Source organism: Emticicia sp. SJ17W-69 (assembly GCF_051209875.1).
Taxonomy (GTDB): domain Bacteria; phylum Bacteroidota; class Bacteroidia; order Cytophagales; family Spirosomataceae; genus Emticicia.
The window spans coordinates 3,254,002-3,273,877 of record NZ_JBNTQY010000001.1 but is presented as its reverse complement, the minus strand read 5'-3'; the positions used below and the strand labels follow the sequence as shown (position 1 = coordinate 3,273,877).

Annotated in this window: 17 protein-coding genes; 8 read left to right on the top strand and 9 right to left on the bottom strand. The window is 34.3% G+C overall.

Annotation, left to right across the window (positions count from 1 at the left end; all coding sequences use genetic code 11):
* Positions 1-24: 24 nt before the first annotated feature.
* The gene (locus ACQUQZ_RS13350; protein WP_435355494.1) at positions 25-2,826 is read right to left on the bottom strand and encodes a M16 family metallopeptidase; all 2,802 of its coding nucleotides are present in this window, start codon (positions 2,824-2,826) and stop codon (positions 25-27) included.
* 97 nt (positions 2,827-2,923) lie between these two features.
* Here ACQUQZ_RS13350 and ACQUQZ_RS13345 point away from each other — a divergent pair, with 97 nt between their 5' ends.
* Entirely contained in the window at positions 2,924-3,520 is a 597-nt protein-coding gene (locus ACQUQZ_RS13345) for a DUF502 domain-containing protein (RefSeq protein WP_435355493.1), read from the top strand.
* 65 nt (positions 3,521-3,585) lie between these two features.
* The gene (locus tag ACQUQZ_RS13340) at positions 3,586-4,179 is read left to right on the top strand and encodes a hypothetical protein (protein ID WP_435355492.1); all 594 of its coding nucleotides are present in this window, start codon (positions 3,586-3,588) and stop codon (positions 4,177-4,179) included.
* A gap of 5 nt (positions 4,180-4,184) precedes the next feature.
* Here ACQUQZ_RS13340 and ACQUQZ_RS13335 read toward each other — a convergent pair whose 3' ends face one another.
* From ACQUQZ_RS13335 to ACQUQZ_RS13325, 3 genes are read right to left on the bottom strand one after another with little or no spacing between them, the layout of a single operon-like run.
* Complete coding sequence (locus ACQUQZ_RS13335) at positions 4,185-4,598, bottom strand: DUF3592 domain-containing protein (protein WP_435355491.1); 414 nt, start codon at positions 4,596-4,598, stop codon at positions 4,185-4,187.
* Between the two features lie 16 nt (positions 4,599-4,614).
* The gene (locus ACQUQZ_RS13330; RefSeq protein ID WP_435355490.1) at positions 4,615-5,034 is read right to left on the bottom strand and encodes a DUF3592 domain-containing protein; all 420 of its coding nucleotides are present in this window, start codon (positions 5,032-5,034) and stop codon (positions 4,615-4,617) included.
* On the bottom strand, positions 5,031-6,044 hold the full coding sequence (locus tag ACQUQZ_RS13325; RefSeq protein WP_435355489.1) for a hypothetical protein: 1,014 nt from the start codon (positions 6,042-6,044) through the stop codon (positions 5,031-5,033). Before ACQUQZ_RS13325 ends, ACQUQZ_RS13330 begins: the two co-directional genes overlap by 4 nt.
* A gap of 283 nt (positions 6,045-6,327) precedes the next feature.
* Between ACQUQZ_RS13325 and ACQUQZ_RS13320 the strand changes: the two genes are divergently transcribed.
* From ACQUQZ_RS13320 to ACQUQZ_RS13310, 3 genes are all read left to right on the top strand, one after another.
* The gene (locus ACQUQZ_RS13320) at positions 6,328-7,566 is read left to right on the top strand and encodes a 3-phosphoshikimate 1-carboxyvinyltransferase (protein ID WP_435355488.1); all 1,239 of its coding nucleotides are present in this window, start codon (positions 6,328-6,330) and stop codon (positions 7,564-7,566) included.
* 132 nt (positions 7,567-7,698) lie between these two features.
* On the top strand, positions 7,699-8,616 hold the full coding sequence (locus ACQUQZ_RS13315) for an aspartate carbamoyltransferase catalytic subunit (protein ID WP_435355487.1): 918 nt from the start codon (positions 7,699-7,701) through the stop codon (positions 8,614-8,616).
* Between the two features lie 79 nt (positions 8,617-8,695).
* A complete protein-coding gene (locus ACQUQZ_RS13310) occupies positions 8,696-9,196 on the top strand; it encodes an NADH-quinone oxidoreductase subunit C (RefSeq protein WP_435355486.1) in 501 nt (166 codons plus the stop codon).
* A 70-nt stretch (positions 9,197-9,266) separates the two neighbouring features.
* Here ACQUQZ_RS13310 and ACQUQZ_RS13305 read toward each other — a convergent pair whose 3' ends face one another.
* The 5 genes from ACQUQZ_RS13305 to ACQUQZ_RS13285 all read right to left on the bottom strand — a co-directional run bounded on the left by ACQUQZ_RS13305 (position 9,267) and on the right by ACQUQZ_RS13285 (position 14,766).
* The gene (locus tag ACQUQZ_RS13305; protein WP_435355485.1) at positions 9,267-10,283 is read right to left on the bottom strand and encodes a zinc-binding alcohol dehydrogenase family protein; all 1,017 of its coding nucleotides are present in this window, start codon (positions 10,281-10,283) and stop codon (positions 9,267-9,269) included.
* A 22-nt stretch (positions 10,284-10,305) separates the two neighbouring features.
* A complete protein-coding gene (locus tag ACQUQZ_RS13300; RefSeq protein WP_435355484.1) occupies positions 10,306-11,142 on the bottom strand; it encodes an amidohydrolase family protein in 837 nt (278 codons plus the stop codon).
* 85 nt (positions 11,143-11,227) lie between these two features.
* The gene (locus ACQUQZ_RS13295; protein WP_435355483.1) at positions 11,228-12,823 is read right to left on the bottom strand and encodes a peptide chain release factor 3; all 1,596 of its coding nucleotides are present in this window, start codon (positions 12,821-12,823) and stop codon (positions 11,228-11,230) included.
* 104 nt (positions 12,824-12,927) lie between these two features.
* Entirely contained in the window at positions 12,928-13,518 is a 591-nt protein-coding gene (locus tag ACQUQZ_RS13290) for a M949_RS01915 family surface polysaccharide biosynthesis protein (protein WP_435355482.1), read from the bottom strand.
* Positions 13,519-13,725: 207 nt separating this feature from the next.
* Entirely contained in the window at positions 13,726-14,766 is a 1,041-nt protein-coding gene (locus ACQUQZ_RS13285) for a glycoside hydrolase family 113 (RefSeq protein ID WP_435355481.1), read from the bottom strand.
* 543 nt (positions 14,767-15,309) lie between these two features.
* Here ACQUQZ_RS13285 and ACQUQZ_RS13280 point away from each other — a divergent pair.
* From ACQUQZ_RS13280 to ACQUQZ_RS13270, 3 genes are all read left to right on the top strand, one after another.
* Entirely contained in the window at positions 15,310-17,934 is a 2,625-nt protein-coding gene (locus tag ACQUQZ_RS13280; RefSeq protein ID WP_435355480.1) for a TonB-dependent receptor domain-containing protein, read from the top strand.
* A 180-nt stretch (positions 17,935-18,114) separates the two neighbouring features.
* Complete coding sequence (locus ACQUQZ_RS13275) at positions 18,115-19,032, top strand: serine hydrolase (RefSeq protein ID WP_435355479.1); 918 nt, start codon at positions 18,115-18,117, stop codon at positions 19,030-19,032.
* Entirely contained in the window at positions 19,026-19,865 is an 840-nt protein-coding gene (locus ACQUQZ_RS13270; RefSeq protein WP_435355478.1) for an MBL fold metallo-hydrolase, read from the top strand. Before ACQUQZ_RS13275 ends, ACQUQZ_RS13270 begins: the two co-directional genes overlap by 7 nt.
* The last annotated feature ends 11 nt before the right edge of the window (positions 19,866-19,876 follow it).

Below are 19,876 nucleotides of genomic sequence, written 5' to 3'. Positions count from 1 at the left end.
AGGACGCTTTTGTCATATAACAGCTTATTTTTTCTCAGGTAAAAGTACAAATTTTGCAAAATTCTCAGCACAAAACTGATTGGCAGCTTTTTTTATACTTTCTACACTAATTTTATCAATTAATTGACTTTGATAGCGATTGATGAAATTCAAATCTTGTCCATCAGCATATTGATCTAATAAATAAGAATTCCAAAAACCATTTTCTTTTAATTGTAATTCCACTTCTCTTTTTTCTTCCGCAGTTACTTTCTCTACATCTACTTTTTCAGGACCATTTGCCTTGATTTTTGCAATTTCATCCAAAGTGATTTTTACTAATTTATCGACATTTGCTGGTGAACAACCAAACGAAATAGTCAAATTGTAAGTAGCTTTCGGTAGTTTTTCATAAGAAGATCTGATACTTGGTGTATAAACTCCACCTGCTTCTTCACGTAATTTTTCAGTAAGTTTTATGTCAAGAACTTCAGCTAAAGCATCTAAATTGACCAATTCTTCCTCAGAATAGCCAAAATCACCATTGAATTGTAAACTTACTCTTGCTTTATCTTCCAAACCTTTATAGATACTTTTCTCAACTTTTCCTTTTACTTTACTGATATTGAGGTCTTTAAATGATTCTTGACGCTTAGTTGAAGGTAAGCCTCCAATATATTTTTCAAGCAATGGTTTGATTTTCTCAACTTCAAAACTTCCAACAAAAACGAATGTAAAATCGCTAAAATCAGCAAAACGCTCTTTATAAATCTCAATGGCACGGTCAATATTTACTTTGTCAATATCTTCTGGCATGCTTGGGCGTCTTCTAAAATGATTTTGATAGAGCGTGGTGGTGACCGAATCTCCAAACACTTTTTCAGGTGTCAAAGTTTTAAGAGCATTGGCCATAAGCTCTTTTTCGTTTTTTAAAAAACTTTTTACTACTTCGTCATCACGGCGAGGTTGAGTAACATAAGCATACATCAATTGTAAGGCTGTTTCTAAGTCTTTTGGACTTGTATTTCCACCCACACCTTCAGTCAACTCATTTATATACGTATAAACTTGTACAACTTTTCCCGCTAATGCCTTATCTAATTGATTATCAGATAATTTACTCACACCACCTTGTGAAACAATAGTAGAAGCTAATTCTGCCGAAAAATAATCTGCATCGCTGTAAAGGGAGGTACCTCCTTTGCTCGAAGCCGAGAATGCAATTTGGTCGTTTTTAAAGTTTGTTGGTTTCAATGCCACTTTTACTCCGTTCGCAAAAACTAACTCGGTTACACCAATTTCTTCAATTTTTTTCTCTGAAACTACTTTTGTTCCTTCAGGTATTTTTTCTAAAATTGGCGTCAAAACCGCTTCATCTTCATAAGGTTTCAAATCTGGATTTTTGAAGTTGATTAATTCTATCAATTTGGCTTCATTTGGCAATTTTTCCTTGTCTTTTTCCGAACCAACTATTAAGCCTACTCGATTTTCTTCTTTCATTATTTTGCCTGTAATCGCATTAACCTCTTCAACGGTGATTCCTTCCAAATGGGATTTTGCAAATTCATATCTAAAATCGGCATCGGTATAAGCACTACCTTGTAAATAATTCTGTACTAAACCGTTAACAAATGTTGCAGATTTTGTTTTGTCTTTTTCTTTAAAGCTTTTCTCAACTCCAACAAAATATTCTTTTTTCGCACGTTCCAATTCACCTTTTGTAAAACCAAAACGTTTCAAACGTTCTTGTTCGTCAATCATTGCTTTGATTGCAGCTTCCATTCCATCTGCATTTTTAGGCAAAACAACGGTTTGAAAAACATCTAAGCCAGCCAAAAATTGGCTATAACCCATAATTGCAAATACAAATGGGGCATTAGGTTTTTTGGATGCTTCTTGCAAACGTGTGCTAATCATCTGGTTGTATAAGCTTTCAGCAATATCGGTGCGATAGTCATTTTGCGTAAGCGTTTTTTCTCTTGGAAGTCGAACAATCATTTGGAAAGTTGATTGTGGGATTTCCTTATCTAAAATTTGGTAAGCCTGTGTTCCAGCTGATGCTGGGATTTCGTATTTAGTACGTTTTGGCCCATTTTTACTTGCTTTTATTGGAGAAAATTTCTCTTTGATGAGGTTTTCAACTTTATCTGGGTCAAAATCGCCAACTGCAACAACTGCCATAAGGTCGGTTCTATACCAATCCTTATAAAATTTCACAATTTCTTCAGGCTTAAAAGTTTTTAAAATATCTACTTTTCCAATGGGAATTCTTTGAGAATAGCGAGAATTATTGAATAAAATAGGAAGTAATTTTTGTTGAATACGTGATTGAGCATTTTTACCTCTGGCACGTTCTTCTTCCAAAATAATTCCTCTTTCTTTGTTAATTTCAGCGGTATCGAGGGTTGCGTAGCTTGACCAATCAGCTAAAATTTGGAAAGACCTTTCGAATAATTTCGCTGAATCGGTAGGCACTTGTAATTGATAAATAGTTTCATCAAAACTTGTGGAAGCATTCAAGTCTGCACCGAACTTCATTCCTGATTTTTGAAGAAAATTGACGAGTTCATTTTTTGGAAAATCTTTTGTTCCATTAAAATTCATGTGTTCCATGAAATGAGCAAGACCTTGTTGTGCGTCAGTTTCCAAAACAGATCCTGCATTGACTACCAAGCGTAGTTCCATGCGGTTTTTCGGCTCAGAGTTTTTCAAAACATAATATTTTAATCCATTTTTCAATGTTCCTACTCTTACGGCAGGATTATTGGGGATAGGAATATTAAGTTTTTGTGCAAAAGTTTGTACAGAAACAGCAAAAAATAGGAAATAGGGTGTGATTTTTCTCATAAATAAAATGTAGATGTTAAATGATAGAAAACTTTTATTATTATAAAACGGTTATATTTTAGATACCACGTGCTAAAAGTACAAAATTTTTTGATTTATGACAGAAAGACCTATACTAAGTCGTTTACTTTCTTATTTTGTTAGAGGACTACTATTTGTAGCACCAATTGGTTTTACAATTTTTATACTTTTGGGTGCTTTTGATTTTGTTGATAATATTATCAGGATTCGTATTCCCACTGCTGACCCCAACACCGATTTAATTATTCCAGGTTTAGGGACACTCATTGTAATTGTCGGAACGATGATTACAGGCTTTACTTTTTCTGTCTTATTGCCCCAAACTATTCAGAATTTGATAGAAAATGCCATTAGCCATCTGCCTTTGGTCAGAATTTTTTATTTTGCTTTCAAAGATTTAATTTCTGCATTTGTAGGGGATAAACGTAAATTTACTCAGGCTGCTATTATTTTAATCAATAAAGAAGCGGGTGTGCATAAAATAGGCTTCATCACACAAAATGATTTGACTAACTTGGGCGTTAATAATATGGTGGCTGTCTATTGTCCGCATAGTTATGCTTTTTCGGGTGAATTAATTTTAGTTCCTAAAGAAAATGTGCAAATGCTCGATATGCCAAGTGCCGAAGTAATGAAACTTATCGTTTCGGGCGGAGTTTCAATAAAAGAATAAATCATGTGGAGCGAATTGGGCAGCGACCACATTCTGTTTACCCTTATAGATAAAAGCGAAGAATCATGAAATGTTTTCAACTAAAATTCATTTTTACTTACCTCATTTTAGTTGCCTGCAATAATCTCTTTGCCCAAGATTTTCATAAAAGACAAGCACTTTCGGTTGAAGAACTGATTTACAAACAAGACCCAAATAGAGCCAAAACTATTTTTAATAAAGGTCATTATTTGGTCATTGAAAACCTTAGAAGAGGCAACCGAACCCGCTTTTATGAAGGGGATATGTTTAGATTCCGAACAAAAGATAACTTTTTGTTTGAAAATGATATTTATGCTATAAAAGACTCTTCAATCATAATTACTTCGCTCAATGAAGTCACCAATCGCTATGAATATGTAGAAATCAAACTTGATGAAATAAAGCGAATTTATAAGCATCCTAAAAGAAAAATACATATTAATTTATATACTTTTGCACCCGTTGGATACCTTTTTATTGAATGGGCAGCTTGGAATGTTCCGCCATTATCTAATAAAAAATTACCGATTGCCATAGGATTATCACTTGCTCAGCCAATTATTGGTATTATTTCAAATCAATTTCGTAGTCGGAGAATTACTGAAAATTATCGCCTACGAATCTTTCAGTCTTTGTAACAATTTTACATAGGTTTCCAAAAAACCTTGATACAGACGATGGAAATGAAAGTAAAGATCACACCTATAAATCCAAAAATCATAATCAAAAAATAATCTCCTCCCAAACGTGCATTATCTGGATATGAGGGATTATAATATATTTTTACTTGCTCACCGAGCGAGTAAGATGAAGGCTTGGTATAAACATCATGGTAATAAAAATGAGTTTTCCCTTCCTTATCAGCATATTCTACGATTGGAGCTTTTCCTCCTTTTCTACCATTTTGTAAATTGATAACCCTGCCTTCGGTTTGAATAGCGGTTTTGATAAAATCTTGTTGCGTTTTAAAAAAATAAATAGCTAATCCGCTGAAAATGAGGCCTATGAGTAGAAAAATAGCCATTGCATAGCGGAGAGGGTCGGTTTGTTTGTTCATTGGATTTTAGAATATTTTATTGTTTCATGGCAAAACCAATAATGGTAAAAAAAGTACCAAATATCATTAATATTATCAAAGGAATAAAGCTGAATCCTAAGATAACGTCCTCATTTTCAAGTGGATTATAATAAATTTTTACTTGCTCACCTATGCGGTAGGTCGGTGGATTTGTGCCTTCAGTATGTCTAAAAATATGTGTGTGATTATCTAAACTTCTGTATTCAATAACAGGCACTCTCAAGGTTTTGCTTTTCGGAATTTCGTAGGAAATGACTTTTCCAATAACCATTTGAGCGTTTTTCATAAATAGATATTGACTCAGAAAGAGATACGAAGCCAAAACAAAGAAAACCATCCCCGCAAATAAAAAAATATTTGAACTATTTCTGACGAGAAATGATTCTGGCTTTTTTTGAAATGGTGGTAATTTCATCGCCAAGGAGCTTTTTGATAGAATGTTACATAAGTATCTCCATCAAGAACAATCATTGGGTCACCATTTTTTGGATGATTTCGCTTTTCAAACGAATAAACTTTATAACCTTGTGCCTGTGATTGCACATGAATGCGATTGCCTTCTAATTTCCAAGTGCCTCGATCCGAGCTTTGGCTTGCCGACCCACCATATCCACCACCACCATAACCACTGATTGAACCTTCGGCATAATATTCATAAGAGCCATTTCCATTCAAAACAATACATTTGCTGCTACTGATGCTGCTTGTATATGTCGAAGAAGCATTGACCCAACACCATTTTCCAACAATACTTTGGTCAATCCCTCCACCAGTATTTTTATTATAAGTGTTTGATTGAGATCCACTTGCAGCAGCTCCTCTTTGCATAATTACATTTACACCACCACCAACAAGTGTCAGATAGTTTCCATTGACAGAATAATTAAAAACAGTTGTTCCTGTATTATCAGATGTCGTAAGGATATTGCCCGAAATAGAGTAATTGAAACGATTGCCATTATATGTGCCTGTTTTATCAGCATTAAAAATGACAGTTTCACCATTAGCTGACCATGCCCCTAATAGATTTGAATTCGATGAATTGTTGGAGTTTGGAGGCGTAGTTGAGGCGTTTGCTGGCGTAGAAACATTACTCATTGCCCCATCTTTTGAAAACGTGATTGGAGCATCTAAATCTCCTCCCGAAAGTGTAAGTTTACCATTTAGCAGGACATATTTATAAACTATCGTTTCACCATCTTGTTTGACAGAAAGATTGGCAGCAGTGTTTGTATAAGTTATTTTTTCACCATCAAATGTACCGCTTCCGTCAGTATTAAGTTGTAGAATCATGGCAAATCCAAATTGATTATTTGACCAATTCCCTGCCAATGAAGTTTTGCTTGCTTGTACTTTTGTGCCGATTTGGGCAAAAATATGATTTGTAGCTGTTAGAAAAATGAGCGTAAGGATGAGTTTTTTCATGGCGATTCTTCATGTTTGATTGAAGTTTTAATGATTTATTCAAAATATTGCCTGAATTTCTACTACTTATTTTTATTTCCTCTTCATGTAGTTTAGACAATAAATAAAAAAAGTAAAACCCAATTGAATGTTTAATATTGCGAAATTTAATCATATCTTAAAATATTTACAAATTTTTGAAGAACAGATTCTATGATTAAGTATAGATTTTAACAACATAATAGACCTTTTTTTTAGACTTTATCCTTATCTTTGCGTTCGAATACAGAATCAATGCAAATTAATGGATAAAATACTCCTCCGTAAAAATACCAAACCTTTCAACGTCAAAATAGCCTTAGCTTCTTCAAAATCTGAAAGTAATAGAGCCTTGATTATCAATGCTTTAGCTAATTTCTCTGGCGATTTACAGAATCTTTCAACTGCTCGTGATACACAAACAATGATTCGTTTGTTGAAGTCAACTGACCAAACAGCCGATGTAATTGATGCAGGCACAACCATGCGTTTTTTGACGGCATATTTCACCGCAACCAATCAAAATAAAATCATGACAGGCACACCTCGTATGTGCGAGCGTCCTATCGGTATCTTAGTAGATGCTCTTCGGACGATTGGTGCTGAAATTGATTTTTTAAATAAAGAAGGTTATCCTCCATTGCATATCAAAGGTTTTAGTGAGCAGAAATCAAATGAAGTAACTATTCGTGGTGATGTAAGTAGCCAATATATTTCAGCTTTATTGATGATTGCTCCAACCTTGCCGCAAGGTTTAATAATCAAATTGACAGGCGATTTAGGTTCGATTCCATATATCAAGATGACACTTGAGCAAATGAAAGCATTTGGTGTCAACTCAGAAGCAAATTGGGAACAAAAAACAATCAAAGTTTTGCCAAATGCTTATCAATCAACGGTTTATAAAGTTGAATCTGATTGGTCTGGGGCAAGTTATTGGTACAGTATTGTTGCTCTTTCGACATTTGAGGAAACACAAGTCGAACTTTTAGGATTAAAAGAAAACTCCTTGCAAGGTGATAGCGACATAGTAAAAATAATGAGCCATTTAGGAGTCAAAAGCACATTTACCGAAAATGGTGTTCTATTGTCTAAAATTCCTGCCGAAAAAACACTCATTTGGGATTTTACCAATTGTCCAGATTTAGCTCAAACCGTGGCTGTAACTTGTGCCGCTAAAGGTATTGAAGCAACTTTTACAGGTGTTGAAAGTCTAAAAATCAAAGAAACAGATAGAATTGTAGCACTCCAAAATGAGCTACAAAAGTTTGGAGGAGAATTGGTTGAAGTTGTAAAAAACACAGAATACGTAGTTAGAACGATTTCAGATTTCAATATTCAAAAAACTTTCAGCATTCATACTTATGATGACCATAGAATGGCAATGGCGTTTGCACCTTTAGCAATGTTGATGGATGTAACGATTGAAGAGCCAAATGTGGTTGTAAAATCATATCCAAGTTTCTGGGAAGACATTTCTTTAGTTTTGGATTCTGAGTCTTGATTTAAAAATTTAGGATATTTTTATTAAACTTTAACTGTGCTGTAAGAATTTGATTTATAAAATTCATAACTCAGCACTCAGAATTCAGAACTCTTTTAACTATTTTTGCAAAATCTTTCTTCACAAAACGCAATGCAATCACTTAGTACAAAGCACCTGCTTGGCATAAAAGACCTTACGACCAACGACATCCAGCTTATTTTGGAAACAGCCAAAGAGTTTAAAGATGTTATTAATCGCCCCATTAAAAAAGTGCCTTCTCTGCGTGATGTTACGATTGCTAATGTTTTTTTTGAAAACTCAACCCGTACACGTCTTTCTTTTGAATTGGCTGAAAAACGTCTTTCTGCCGATGTCGTAAACTTCTCAGCATCAGGTAGTTCTGTAAAAAAAGGCGAAACACTACTTGATACTGTCAATAATATTTTGGCAATGAAAGTTGATATGGTGGTAATGAGGCACAGTAGTCCTGGAGCTCCACATTATTTATCAAAACATATATCTGCCAATATTGTTAATGCTGGAGATGGCACTCATGAGCATCCAACCCAAGCCTTATTAGATGCTTTTTCGATGCAAGAAAAATTGGGGGATTTGGCAGGCAAAAAGGTGGCTATTATCGGTGATATTCTCCATTCAAGAGTAGCTTTATCAAATATTTTTTGTTTGCAGAAATTAGGAGCAGAAGTGATGGTTTGTGGCCCAAATACACTTTTGCCAAAATACATCAAGGAAATTGGCGTAAAAGTTGTTTATAATGTAAAAGAAGCACTTCAATGGTGCGATGTTGCGAATGTATTGAGAATTCAGCTTGAACGTCAGCATATAAAATATTTCCCTTCATTACGTGAGTATTCTTTGTATTTTGGTATTAACAAACAAATGCTTGACGAACTCAATAAAGAGATAGTTTTGATGCACCCTGGTCCTATTAACCGTGGAGTTGAATTGACAAGTGATGCAGCAGATTCACATCATTCTATTATTCTTGACCAAGTAGAAAACGGTGTTGCTGTAAGAATGGCTGTACTTTATTTATTGGCACAGTAAGAGCGGGGATAGGTTTTAGGAATTTTTGTTATCTATTTTTAACGTTTACAATTATCCATTTTGCGTTATCAATTAAATCATGCAATATTCAGAGATTAAAAACTTAATCGTGGCGATGTTTGGGCAAGAGGTTATCTTTAAAGAAGATACAATTTCTCCTCAACCAAGCATGACGATTGCAAATGATAAACTATTGGAAGTTTGTCAGTTTCTGCATGTGCAACCCAAATTATATTTTGATTTTCTTACTTGTATCACAGCAATTGATAATGGCGAAGAAGTGGGAACAATGGAAGTAATTTATCACCTCAACTCGATACCGTATGAACACAGTATTATTTTGAAGGTAGAAGTTAAACGAAATAAACAGGGTGAGCCACTTCCACAAGTATATTCCTTAACACCCATTTGGAAAACAGCCGATTGGCATGAGCGTGAAGCTTATGATTTAGTTGGAATTGATTTTATTGGTCACCCAGATTTGAGACGAATTCTACTTCCTGCCGATTGGGAAGGGCATCCACTTCGAAAAGATTACCAAGAACAAGAGCTTTATCATGGAATCAAGGTAAAATATTAATCATGTGTCACGCTAGAATTATTTTTTAATACCAAAACTGTCTTTCGATCGTGTCACATACTTTTAAAAACTAAAATTCAATCACTGCTTTTATCACTTGCTCTTCAGGTAAATAGAGTTTTGTAAAAGTTTCATGAATCGTATCAAAAGGCAAACGGTGCGTGATATAGCCATCAATATTTACCAACCCTGCTTTAAGTAATCGAATTAATTTTGTAAAATCGCTTGCAACGGCATTTCGAGATGATTTGAGTGTAATTTCTTTTCTGTGAAAAAGTGGATCATGGAAAGTAATATCTCCAATAAATAAACCAATATATACGATTGTTCCACTCGAAGCCACATATTCTAAACATTTTTGCATCGATTCTTTGTTTCCAGTGGCATCTAAAATTACCGTTGGTAAATCACCATTTAATATTGTTTTCAAAGAATTCTCTACATCATTATTGAGTTGAATTGTTTCAACCGAAGGGAATTTTTTTGAAATATAATCTAAGCGATTTTGGTTCATGTCTAAAACCAAAACTTTAGCCGCTTTTAATATGGCCATTGCTACTGTTCCAATGCCAATGGGGCCAGCACCAACTACCAAAACAATATCTTCGGGCTGAATGCCAGCTCGCTCAACTGCATGGCTACCAATGGCTAATGGCTCAATCATAGCAATCTGATCAAGTGATAATTCGTTGGCAGGAAAAACTAAATGAGCAGGATAGGTGATGAATTCCTGCATAGCTCCGTCTTCGTGTACACCAAAAACGCTCAATGAACCTCCACAATTTGTTTTGCCTCTACGTACAGCTTGATCTTCCACTTTGTTATGGTATGGCATCACTGCACATAAATCGCCTATTTTCAAATGACCTACTTCTGAGCCAATTGCAATTACTTCAGCCGCAATCTCATGCCCCAAAATTCTTGGGTAAGAAAAAAAAGGTTGCTTGCCATTATAGGCATGAAGGTCTGTTCCACAAACGCCCAAACGCCTCATTTTTAATAAGACCTCATTTACTTTTGGCTCTTGAGGATAAGCTTTTTTTATCTTTTGAAATTTACCAGGTTCTTCTAAAACAATTGCTTTCATGGCTTTTTTTTATTTGAAATACTTATAAATGGTAAAAACTTGAAGCATTTATACCAAAAAGCTGGTCTTGCTCCGATCGACTAAAACTTGAAAAATATTCTTGAATGATCGCAAATTGTTCTTCATAATTGGCAGCCAAAGTACAAACTGGCCAATCAGAACCATACATTAGGCGATCAATCCCAAAAGCTTCAACGACTAAATCAAGGTAGATTTTAAAATCTTCATTTTTCCATTGTTTCCAATCTGCTTCTGTCACCATTCCTGATATTTTGCAATATACATTCCTATACGAAGCAATTTTTTCAATATAGGTACGCCAATCGCCAACAATTTGTTGTTTAATCAATGGTTTTGCAAGATGGTCGATAACAAAAGATTGTTGAGGAAAAGCTTTGACAAAATCAAGAGCATAGGGTAATTGATCAGTAAAAATTAGTATATCATAGCTAAAATTATACTTTTCTAATTTTGAAATGCCACGCATAAAAGCTGGACGAAGCATGAAATCTCTTTGTTGTTCATCTTGCAAAATATGTCGAAAACCCTTCATTTTTGGAAATTGACTATAATAAGATAGTCGTTCTTCCAAATTATCTGCTTGAAAATCAACCCAGCCAACGATGCCTTTGATGAAATCAAAATTTTCAGCAAGATTAAGCAGAAAAGTATTTTCATCTTCTGATTGCTCAGCTTGAACTGCTACACAAGCATCCAAGTTACATTTTTGTAAATATGGTAGCAGGTCTGGTGGAAGAAAATTATTTTTAAGCAGTGTCATTTCATCCGACATCCACGTGTGTCGTTTGGGGTCATAATTCCAAAAATGTTGATGAGAATCAATGCGAATGCTTTCCATTATAGGCTTAATTGGATATTTTGTTTGCTTCCAGATTAATTTTTAGCAAGTCTTTTGAAGGCTTTACTAATTTATATTATTCAATTTAATATGACAAAGCTACTTTAAACTCGGAAGTCGTATGAAACTTAATATCAGGATTGTTTTGAATATTCATTCTTAAAATCCAATCGGTTTCCGCCAAAAATACTGGATTTTCGTCTTTATCAAAAGCTATAAAATTACTTTTTAAGCGAATAAACTCAGCTAATTTTGCTTTATCATCACATGTAATCCAACAAGCTTTTGAGTAAGGTCGAGCTTCAAAAACACAACTTGCCGAATATTCATTGAGTAAACGATGTTGTATTACTTCAAATTGAAGTTCACCAACAGTTCCAATAATTTTCCTATTTCCTGGCTGAAGAATAAACAACTGAGCCACACCTTCATCTGTTAATTGTTGTACCCCTTTTTCTAACTGTTTTGATTTCATAGGGTCTTTATTGATTACCTCTTTGAAAATCTCAGGAGAAAAACTCGGAATACCAACAAATTGTAACTCTTCACCTTCAGTGAGTGTATCACCAATTTTAAAAGTGCCAGTGTCGTATAAGCCAATCACATCACCAGGATAGCCTTCTTCAACAACGTCTTTTCTATCAGCTAAAAATGCAAATGGACTGGCAAAACGCATTTCTTTGTTTAATCTTACATGTTTGTAAAATTTACCTCGATTAAACTCTCCACTACAAATTCTGAGAAAAGCAATTCTATCACGATGTCGAGGGTCAATATTAGCATGAATTTTGAAAACAAAACCGCTAAACTTACTTTCATCTGGCTCTACCATGCGTTTGTCGGTCATGCGATGTACAGGTAGTGGTGAAACATCACAAAAAGTATTGAGCAGTTCCATCACACCAAAATTGCTCACTGCACTTCCAAAGAAAACTGGGGCAAGGTCTCCAGCCAAATAAGCTTCTTTTTCAAAAGTTTCATACACACCGTCAATCAATTCTACATCTTCACGCAATTGATCGGCATCTTTTTGTCCCACACTTTTATCCAAGATGTCAGATTCTAAGGCAATTTCTTCAATGTTGTCTTCCAAACGGGTTTTATTTACTGCAAAAAAATTCATTTTCTTTTCCAATAAATGATAAACACCTTTGAAACTCGAACCACCATTGACTGGCCATGTAATAGGACGAACCTTCAGATTGAGTTTTTGCTCCAATTCGTCCAATAAATCGAAAGGATTTTGACCTTCTCTATCCATTTTATTGATGAAAATGATCACAGGCGTTTTTCTCATCCTACATACTTCCATTAATCTTTCGGTTTGCTCCTCAACGCCTTTTACACAGTCAATCACCAAAATTACACTATCGACTGCAGTCAACGTTCTGTAAGTGTCTTCTGCAAAATCTTTGTGTCCAGGTGTATCTAAGATGTTGATTTTCAGGTTTCTATATTCAAAAGTCATTACTGATGTTGCTACCGAGATACCACGCTGTTTTTCGATTTCCATAAAATCGGAAGTCGTTGATTTCTTGATTTTATTTGATTTTACAGCACCTGCGGTTTGGATAGCACCTCCGAAAAGAAGGAGTTTTTCAGTAAGCGTGGTTTTTCCAGCATCAGGGTGAGCAATAATCGCAAAAGTACGGCGTTTGTGTAATTCTTCAGTAAATGACATTTGTAGCTAATTTTGTAAAACGAGTGCAAAATTAGTTAATTTTCTTGTAAAATGCCTTTCCAAACTCGTTTGTTTTTGATAGAATAGGAAATCCGTCATACTTTTTAAAACTCAGGAGCAAATTTATCCCAAAGTTTGTTGGCTTGGTCTTGAATAGGTTTTGGTAGCTTTAAAAAAGCAGCATCAGCGACTTTTTCTTTTTTGAAATCAAAGCCTTTGGGCATCGTTTTGCCACGTATGGCTGCTTTGTTGCCATTTTCAATCACCATGAGTTTTAACCCAATTGGACTTACATCGCTGCGGCAACCAACTTTATATAAAAAAGTAATTTCTACCAGATTATTTTTGTCTAAATCGCTGAGAATAAGTGATTGATCAAGAAACTGTAAATCATTATCAAATTCACAGTGATTCTCATTATCAGTAATTTGGCGAAGTAATACAAATTGATTATTCTTTTCGATATAATGTTGAACTAATATTGCTTTAGAAACCCATTCGTCCGACCTATTTTGGTGGATTGTAGCTACTAAATAATTTTTTCCATTTTTGTCATCAAATTGAAGTGCTTTTTCAACAATTGCGTTATCATCGGTTAGTTTTCTAAGTATCGAAGGGAGAATTGTTTTAGTGGAAATCTGTTGCGAAAAGCAAGTAAAGCCAAATACACAAAGAATTAATGTAATTAGTTTCATTATTAGTTTTGTAGGTATTATTGTTAATAAATTATTTAGTACAACGAGTGGTTCAACCAGTTCCCCAGTATCTTGAAGCTTCTTTGATGGGTTTATATTTGCCATTGACAAATTTAAAATATTCTACATTTGTGCAGTTTTTGTTTGACAAGAAAATAATATTAGTAAAAATAAAAAAAGCGATGGTATTTTCATAAATATTTGATGTTAGAGTTTTTGGAAATAACTTTGTAAAACTGCTTCACCAATTTTACCTTGTGGCGTATATTTATCTCTGAATTCATGTTTTTTACCAAAGTCATTGTCTCTTTTCATCATTGGAAACCATTTCCAAACAAAGCATCCAGCAAACCATTTTTCTTGCCATATTGAATCAAAAAAAGCTTTATATGCCTCTGCTTGTAATGAATCATTATCAGGATGTTTTGAATATGATTCCCAAGGTTTATGAGTGGTAAAGTCAGTACTTTGATAACCCATTTCTGTAAAAAGTACAGGTTTTTGTACTTCTCTACTAAAATTTTCGATTTCACTTTTATGCTTTTTCCATGCTTTTTTCAAAATTTCAGCATTTGGAGATTTTTCTTCTGAAAGTGGGAAATAGCCATCAATTCCAATAAAGTCTAATTCATCCCAAAAAGGTACTTTTTCATAGCAATCCCAGTTTTCAGCATAGGTCAATTGTCCATGATACACTTTTTTGATGTCTCGAATGATTTTATGCCAAAATTCAGGTCTTTTTGCCACGAAATTTTTAAACTCTGTAGCAATACAATAGATTTCGACATGTGTAGAGTCGGCAACTTTGGCAAAATCTAATAGATATTCTCCATAAGATTTTTCAAAAATTTGCCATTCAGCATCAGTTTCAAAATTCATATCACCCGTATAAGAGCTTTTGAAACTTTGAATCCAAGCGTGTGGTTTTAACATCACTTTTAACCCTTTTTCATGAGCCATTCTAACACATTCTGCTGTTCCTTTAGGCGATTCACCCCACCAATGTCCGTCAGAAGATTTATTATATTGAAAATTGGGGCTACCATCTCTTGTAAAACCGTACGGCGTAAGAGCGACCCATTCAGCATTGATTTTTTTTACAGGATCGAACTCCTCAGCATCTATTTTTTGAGGCGGAGCCACAAAACATACCCCTTTCAGTTTTCGACCTTCATACAAAACAGCTTTATTTTGGCAGCCAACAAAGCCAAATAACCATAACGTGCTGATAATAAGATATTTATACATTTTATATTGACTAAGGTTGCAAGAAGAATTAGTAAATTTGATAAATTGTCAATAGCTTTGCAAGTAAATATGCTAATTGTTCAAAATGAGTTTCGACGAATATCTGATTTCTAAGAAAATTGATACTAAAAAATTCCATCAAACAGAGCCTGAACGATATCAGGAGTGGAAGTCGTTGTTTAATCAAATGAATGCTGAGAGTTTTACAGCCCAAAAAAAATTCTTAATCAATCCAACAAGAAGAAAATATCTGCTTCCAAAATGATACTTTATTTATTTTTCATTAACAAATATGTAAGGGAAGAAAGATATTTTCTTGCATATTAAAATGATAAAAAAATAGGTAAAGTTAATAACCTAAATATGACAATGTCTATTAATCTAAGCCATTTGTCTACTCTTTTTAGCTACTTGTAATTTTAATAAATCATTTGGTAGAATACCTTGTTTTGTTTAGGTATAAATAATATAATTTTGTACAAAATCAAGATTTTCCGTGTTTTCCAACTATAACAAAACATCTTACTAATCAATCAACAAAGAATGAAAAAGTTTACTTCGATTTTAATAATAATAATGGCAATTACAGCCAATACTTTTGCTCAATTCGGCGGTGGCGGCGGTGGATTTGGCGGCGGCGGCGGTAATCGAATGGGCGGTGGCGGTTTTCCAGGTATGAATCCACAGCAACAACAAGTTCCTCAAGAAGAAATTCCTCGTGGTTCAGCAAAAATTTCTGGAAAATTGATAGATTCTACTACTAATAAACCTGTTGAATTTGCTTCAGTGGCTGTTTATGATAAAAATAATAAAGTAGTTGATGGTGCTATGACCGATATGAATGGTGCATTTACTGTCAAAAATTTGGCGAAAGGTTCATATAAAGTAGTTGCCTCTTTCATTGGCTATAAAAATGCCACTATTGCAAAAGTAGATTTGGCAAGTAACAAAGTTGAAATAAATGTTGGTAATATGATGATGGCTACCGACAGCAAAATTTTGAATGAAGTTACTGTTACAGGACAAGCCTCATTGATTGAAGATAAAGTAGATAGACTTGTTTATAATGCCGATAAAGATATTACAAGTAAGGGTGGTACAGCCGAGGATGTATTGCGTAAAGTACCAATGTTAACAGTTGATATGGACGGAAACGTACAAATGCGTGGAAGTGGAAATATTAAAGTTTTAATAAATAATAAACCATCAAGTATTTTGGCAACCAATGTTGCAGATGCAATTAAGCAGATTCCTGCTGATATGATTAAGCAAGTAGAGGTTATCACTTCACCATCAGCAAAATACGATGCCGAGGGTACAGCAGGTATCATCAATATTATAACTAAGAAAAATAACCTTCAAGGCTTGACTGGTTTTGTAAATGGTGGGGCAGGTGTGCGTGGAGCTAATGCCTTTGGAAATATTAATTTGAGAAAAAAGAAGGTTGGTACGTCTTTAAACTTTGGTGGTAACAGCTCATACAATACACCAGGAGATGGTTCAACGACTCGTAATTCGTCAGTTAGAGGTTTTGAAACGGTTTTTAATCAAACAGATAAAACACAAAATCAAAGATTATTTGGAAATACACAAGTATCAATTGATTATGATCCAAATGCCAAAAACTCATTTAATTTAACTGCAAGATATGGCGTAGGTAATTTTAATTCACCTGGCACACAAACATCATTGTTGAAAACTGCAGCAGGAGCTATTTTACAGAATTTTACTCAAGATGTTAAAAATATTAGAGGAAACCATAGCCTTGATTTTGATTTCAATTATACCAAAACTTTCAAAGATCAAGGACATGAATTGGCTTTTTTAGCACAACATGGTCGCAATGTAAGAGTTACAAATTTTGAATCTGTCAGAGGTGTAACTCCTTTTACTAAAAGTAATAATGACGGAATTAATAATGAAACAACCTTACAAATGGATTATACTTATCCTTTCAAGAAAAATATTTTTGAAATGGGTGCAAAATATATCATGCGTGTGGTGTCAAGTGAGTTCGATTTCTTTAATTATGATTCTCAAATCAAAGATTATGTAATTCAGGCAAATCGTACCAATAATTTCAATTACGACCAAAATGTAGTAGCTGCCTATTCAACGTTTACGATTTCTTTACCAAAAAAATGGGGAGTAAAAGTTGGAGCTCGTTATGAAAATACTAAAATTACCGCTAAGTTTCAAACTTCTGATTCACCAACAAAAATTGACCCTTACGATAATATTATACCAAGTGTGTCGATTTCTAAGGATTTTCCAAAAAATCATAAGTTTAGAGTTAGTTATGTACAGCGTATTCAACGTCCATCACTTGAATTCTTAAATCCATTTGTCAATTACGCCGATCCATTGAATATTTCTTATGGAAATCCATTATTGAAACCTGAGTTGAGCCATAACTTTGAGTTAAACTATAGCACTTATTTCAAAGCAAACTCTATCAATGCTTCAGTTTTTAGAAGATTTACTGATAATAATATTACTAGTGTGAGATCAGTAAATGAGCAAGGAATTACAACCTCAACGTTTGATAATATCGGTAAAACTAATTTTTATGGTGGAAGTATCTTTATCAATTTACAACCAACAAAGAAATTGAGAATTGGTGGAGGAACAAATATTACCAACAACTTATTGAGTGGAACGATTGTAATTCCAGTGCTTCAAGCTGACAAAACTTATAAAAATACAGTTGTTGCTATCCAAAATAGTGGATGGAATGCCAACGTCAATTTCAATGCTGCCTATACATTCAGTAAAGGTTGGGGAGCTCAAGCATTTGGATTTATGGGAAGCCGTCAGATTCAGCTACAAGGTTATCAAGGTGCATTTAGATTTTATAACTTGGGTGTGAAAAAAGACTTTACCAACAAAAAAGGAAGTTTCAATATTGGTTTGGATAATCCGTTTACTAAATCTTTGAAAATTACAAGTGAGTCAAGTGACCCTACTTATAAGACTACAAGTGTAAGAAATATCTATAACCGAGGTATTCGTTTCACAATCAACTATTCATTTGGTAAAATGGATTTCAATGGTGGTAGTTTGTTTAGAAGCAAGAAAAAAGTTAGTAACGATGATGCGAAAGCAGGTGAAAGTGATGCAGGTGCTGCTACACCTCAGCCTGCAGCAGGTGGTGGTCGTCCGAGATAATAGTTTAGAGATTTCGCATTTACACTTCAACAATAAATTTTCAGATGATAAAAAACCATGTCGAAAGACATGGTTTTTTTGTAATTTGTAGAGCAATTTTCTAAATTGCTTTTTAGTAGAAAATAATGTGGTACATCTTATAGATATACCACATTTAGACAACAAACCTTCTTTAGAATCATGATAAGACATATATTCAAATATCTAATAATCAGCTTTTTAGCTGCACCTAACATCTCTTTTTCTCAAACTTTGAAAGAAGACTTAAAGTTAAAAAACAAACTTCAAGAGACTTTGCAAGGTTTTAATGGCGATGTTGGCATTTATGTTAGAAGTTTGAAAACCAATAAATTTGTAGCAATCAATGCTGATACAATTTTTCCTACAGCAAGCATGGTGAAAATACCAATTATGATTGGTACATTCGATAAAATCCAAAAAGGTGAATTAAAATACGACCAAGAAATTGTTTATAAGGATTCTCTTGATTACGATGATGGGATTGTGGGTTCATTAAAAGATGGAGCAAAATTACCCTTGAATGAGGTCGTTTTTTTGATGTGTTCGGTAAGTGATAATACCGGCAGTTTATGGCTACAGGCATTATCGGGAGGAGGAAAGCGAATCAATGCTATTTTGGATTCATTGGGTTTTCAATCAACAAGAGTTAATTCTCGTACACCAGGTCGAGAAGCCAATCGGACAAAATATGGCTGGGGACAAACAACTCCTAAAGAAATGGCAGATTTGCTTACGATGATTCGTCATGGAAAAATAATATCACCAGATGCTTCTGATAGAATGTATCGTAACCTCGGCAGACAATTTTGGGACGGAGAAGGACTCTCTCAAATTCCTGAGTATATCAAAACTGGCACTAAACATGGTGCAGTCAATCGCTCTCGTTCTGAAACAGTATTGGTACATGCTCCACATGGAGAGTATGTTTACAGCATTATTACAAAAAATCAAAAAGACGAGTCTTGGACAAGAAAGAATGAAGGTTATGAATTGTTAAGAAAAGTAAGTGCATTATTGTGGAATTATTATGAACCGAAATCAAATTGGAAACCAGTGGAGGGTTATGAAAAATGGTAAAACCTATTCAAAAAGACAAAGAGTTGATTACTGATATTAACTCAACAATCAATAAAACTGAGGGTTTTAGAGCTTGGTGGTTGGGACAAAGCGGATTTTTAATTCAATATCAAGGAAAACATTTACTTTTTGACCCATATTTATCTGATTCTTTGAGTAAAAAATATGCTCAAACTGATAAGCCTCATACACGAATTAGTGAGCGAGTTGTTGAACCTTCAATGTTGAATATGGTTGATGTTGTTACCTCTTCCCATAACCATACTGATCATTTAGATGCAGAAACTTTAGTACCAATTTTTGAAAATAATCCAAGTATCAAATTTATCATTCCAGAAGCCAACCGTACATTCGTTTGCGAACGTTTAAAATGCGAAACTGACTTTCCAATTGGCTTAAATGATTTGCAAAGTGTTGATATTGAAGGGTTTAAGATTACAGGTGTGCCTGCAGCTCATAATTCTATCGAAAGAGATGAGGCAGGAAATCTTAAATTTATGGGATTTATCGTTTCATTTGGGACATACAAAATTTACCATTCAGGAGATACACTTTGGTATGATGGAATCGTTGAAGTTTTGAAAGATTTTAAAGTTGATCTTGCCTTTTTACCAATCAATGGCAATAAGCCAGAAAGACGTGTGGCTGGGAACTTAAATTTTGAGGAGGCCGCCAGGCTGGGGAAAGAAATTGGTGCGAAATTGACCATTCCGCACCATTATGATTTGTTTGAATTTAATACTGAAAATCCCGAGAACTTTATTCAAAAGGCTGAAGAATATGGAATAAACTATAAGATTTTACAATTAGGTGAATGTATTGAAGTTTTTTAAGACTTCAATAC

What these genes read in the sequence shown, in the direction of transcription:
- ACQUQZ_RS13325 (WP_435355489.1), bottom strand. Translation starts at nt 6,044, where the DNA reads ATGAAAAAACTCATCCTTACGCTCATTTTTCTAACAGCTACAAATCAT.
- ACQUQZ_RS13300 (WP_435355484.1), bottom strand. Translation starts at nt 11,142, where the DNA reads ATGGAAAGCATTCGCATTGATTCTCATCAACATTTTTGGAATTATGAC.
- ACQUQZ_RS13275 (WP_435355479.1), top strand. Translation starts at nt 18,115, where the DNA reads ATGATAAGACATATATTCAAATATCTAATAATCAGCTTTTTAGCTGCA.
- ACQUQZ_RS13285 (WP_435355481.1), bottom strand. Translation starts at nt 14,766, where the DNA reads ATGTATAAATATCTTATTATCAGCACGTTATGGTTATTTGGCTTTGTT.
- ACQUQZ_RS13340 (WP_435355492.1), top strand. Translation starts at nt 3,586, where the DNA reads ATGAAATGTTTTCAACTAAAATTCATTTTTACTTACCTCATTTTAGTT.
- ACQUQZ_RS13345 (WP_435355493.1), top strand. Translation starts at nt 2,924, where the DNA reads ATGACAGAAAGACCTATACTAAGTCGTTTACTTTCTTATTTTGTTAGA.
- ACQUQZ_RS13290 (WP_435355482.1), bottom strand. Translation starts at nt 13,518, where the DNA reads ATGAAACTAATTACATTAATTCTTTGTGTATTTGGCTTTACTTGCTTT.
- ACQUQZ_RS13305 (WP_435355485.1), bottom strand. Translation starts at nt 10,283, where the DNA reads ATGAAAGCAATTGTTTTAGAAGAACCTGGTAAATTTCAAAAGATAAAA.
- ACQUQZ_RS13295 (WP_435355483.1), bottom strand. Translation starts at nt 12,823, where the DNA reads ATGTCATTTACTGAAGAATTACACAAACGCCGTACTTTTGCGATTATT.
- ACQUQZ_RS13280 (WP_435355480.1), top strand. Translation starts at nt 15,310, where the DNA reads ATGAAAAAGTTTACTTCGATTTTAATAATAATAATGGCAATTACAGCC.
- ACQUQZ_RS13330 (WP_435355490.1), bottom strand. Translation starts at nt 5,034, where the DNA reads ATGAAATTACCACCATTTCAAAAAAAGCCAGAATCATTTCTCGTCAGA.
- ACQUQZ_RS13320 (WP_435355488.1), top strand. Translation starts at nt 6,328, where the DNA reads ATGGATAAAATACTCCTCCGTAAAAATACCAAACCTTTCAACGTCAAA.
- ACQUQZ_RS13315 (WP_435355487.1), top strand. Translation starts at nt 7,699, where the DNA reads ATGCAATCACTTAGTACAAAGCACCTGCTTGGCATAAAAGACCTTACG.
- ACQUQZ_RS13350 (WP_435355494.1), bottom strand. Translation starts at nt 2,826, where the DNA reads ATGAGAAAAATCACACCCTATTTCCTATTTTTTGCTGTTTCTGTACAA.
- ACQUQZ_RS13310 (WP_435355486.1), top strand. Translation starts at nt 8,696, where the DNA reads ATGCAATATTCAGAGATTAAAAACTTAATCGTGGCGATGTTTGGGCAA.
- ACQUQZ_RS13270 (WP_435355478.1), top strand. Translation starts at nt 19,026, where the DNA reads ATGGTAAAACCTATTCAAAAAGACAAAGAGTTGATTACTGATATTAAC.
- ACQUQZ_RS13335 (WP_435355491.1), bottom strand. Translation starts at nt 4,598, where the DNA reads ATGAACAAACAAACCGACCCTCTCCGCTATGCAATGGCTATTTTTCTA.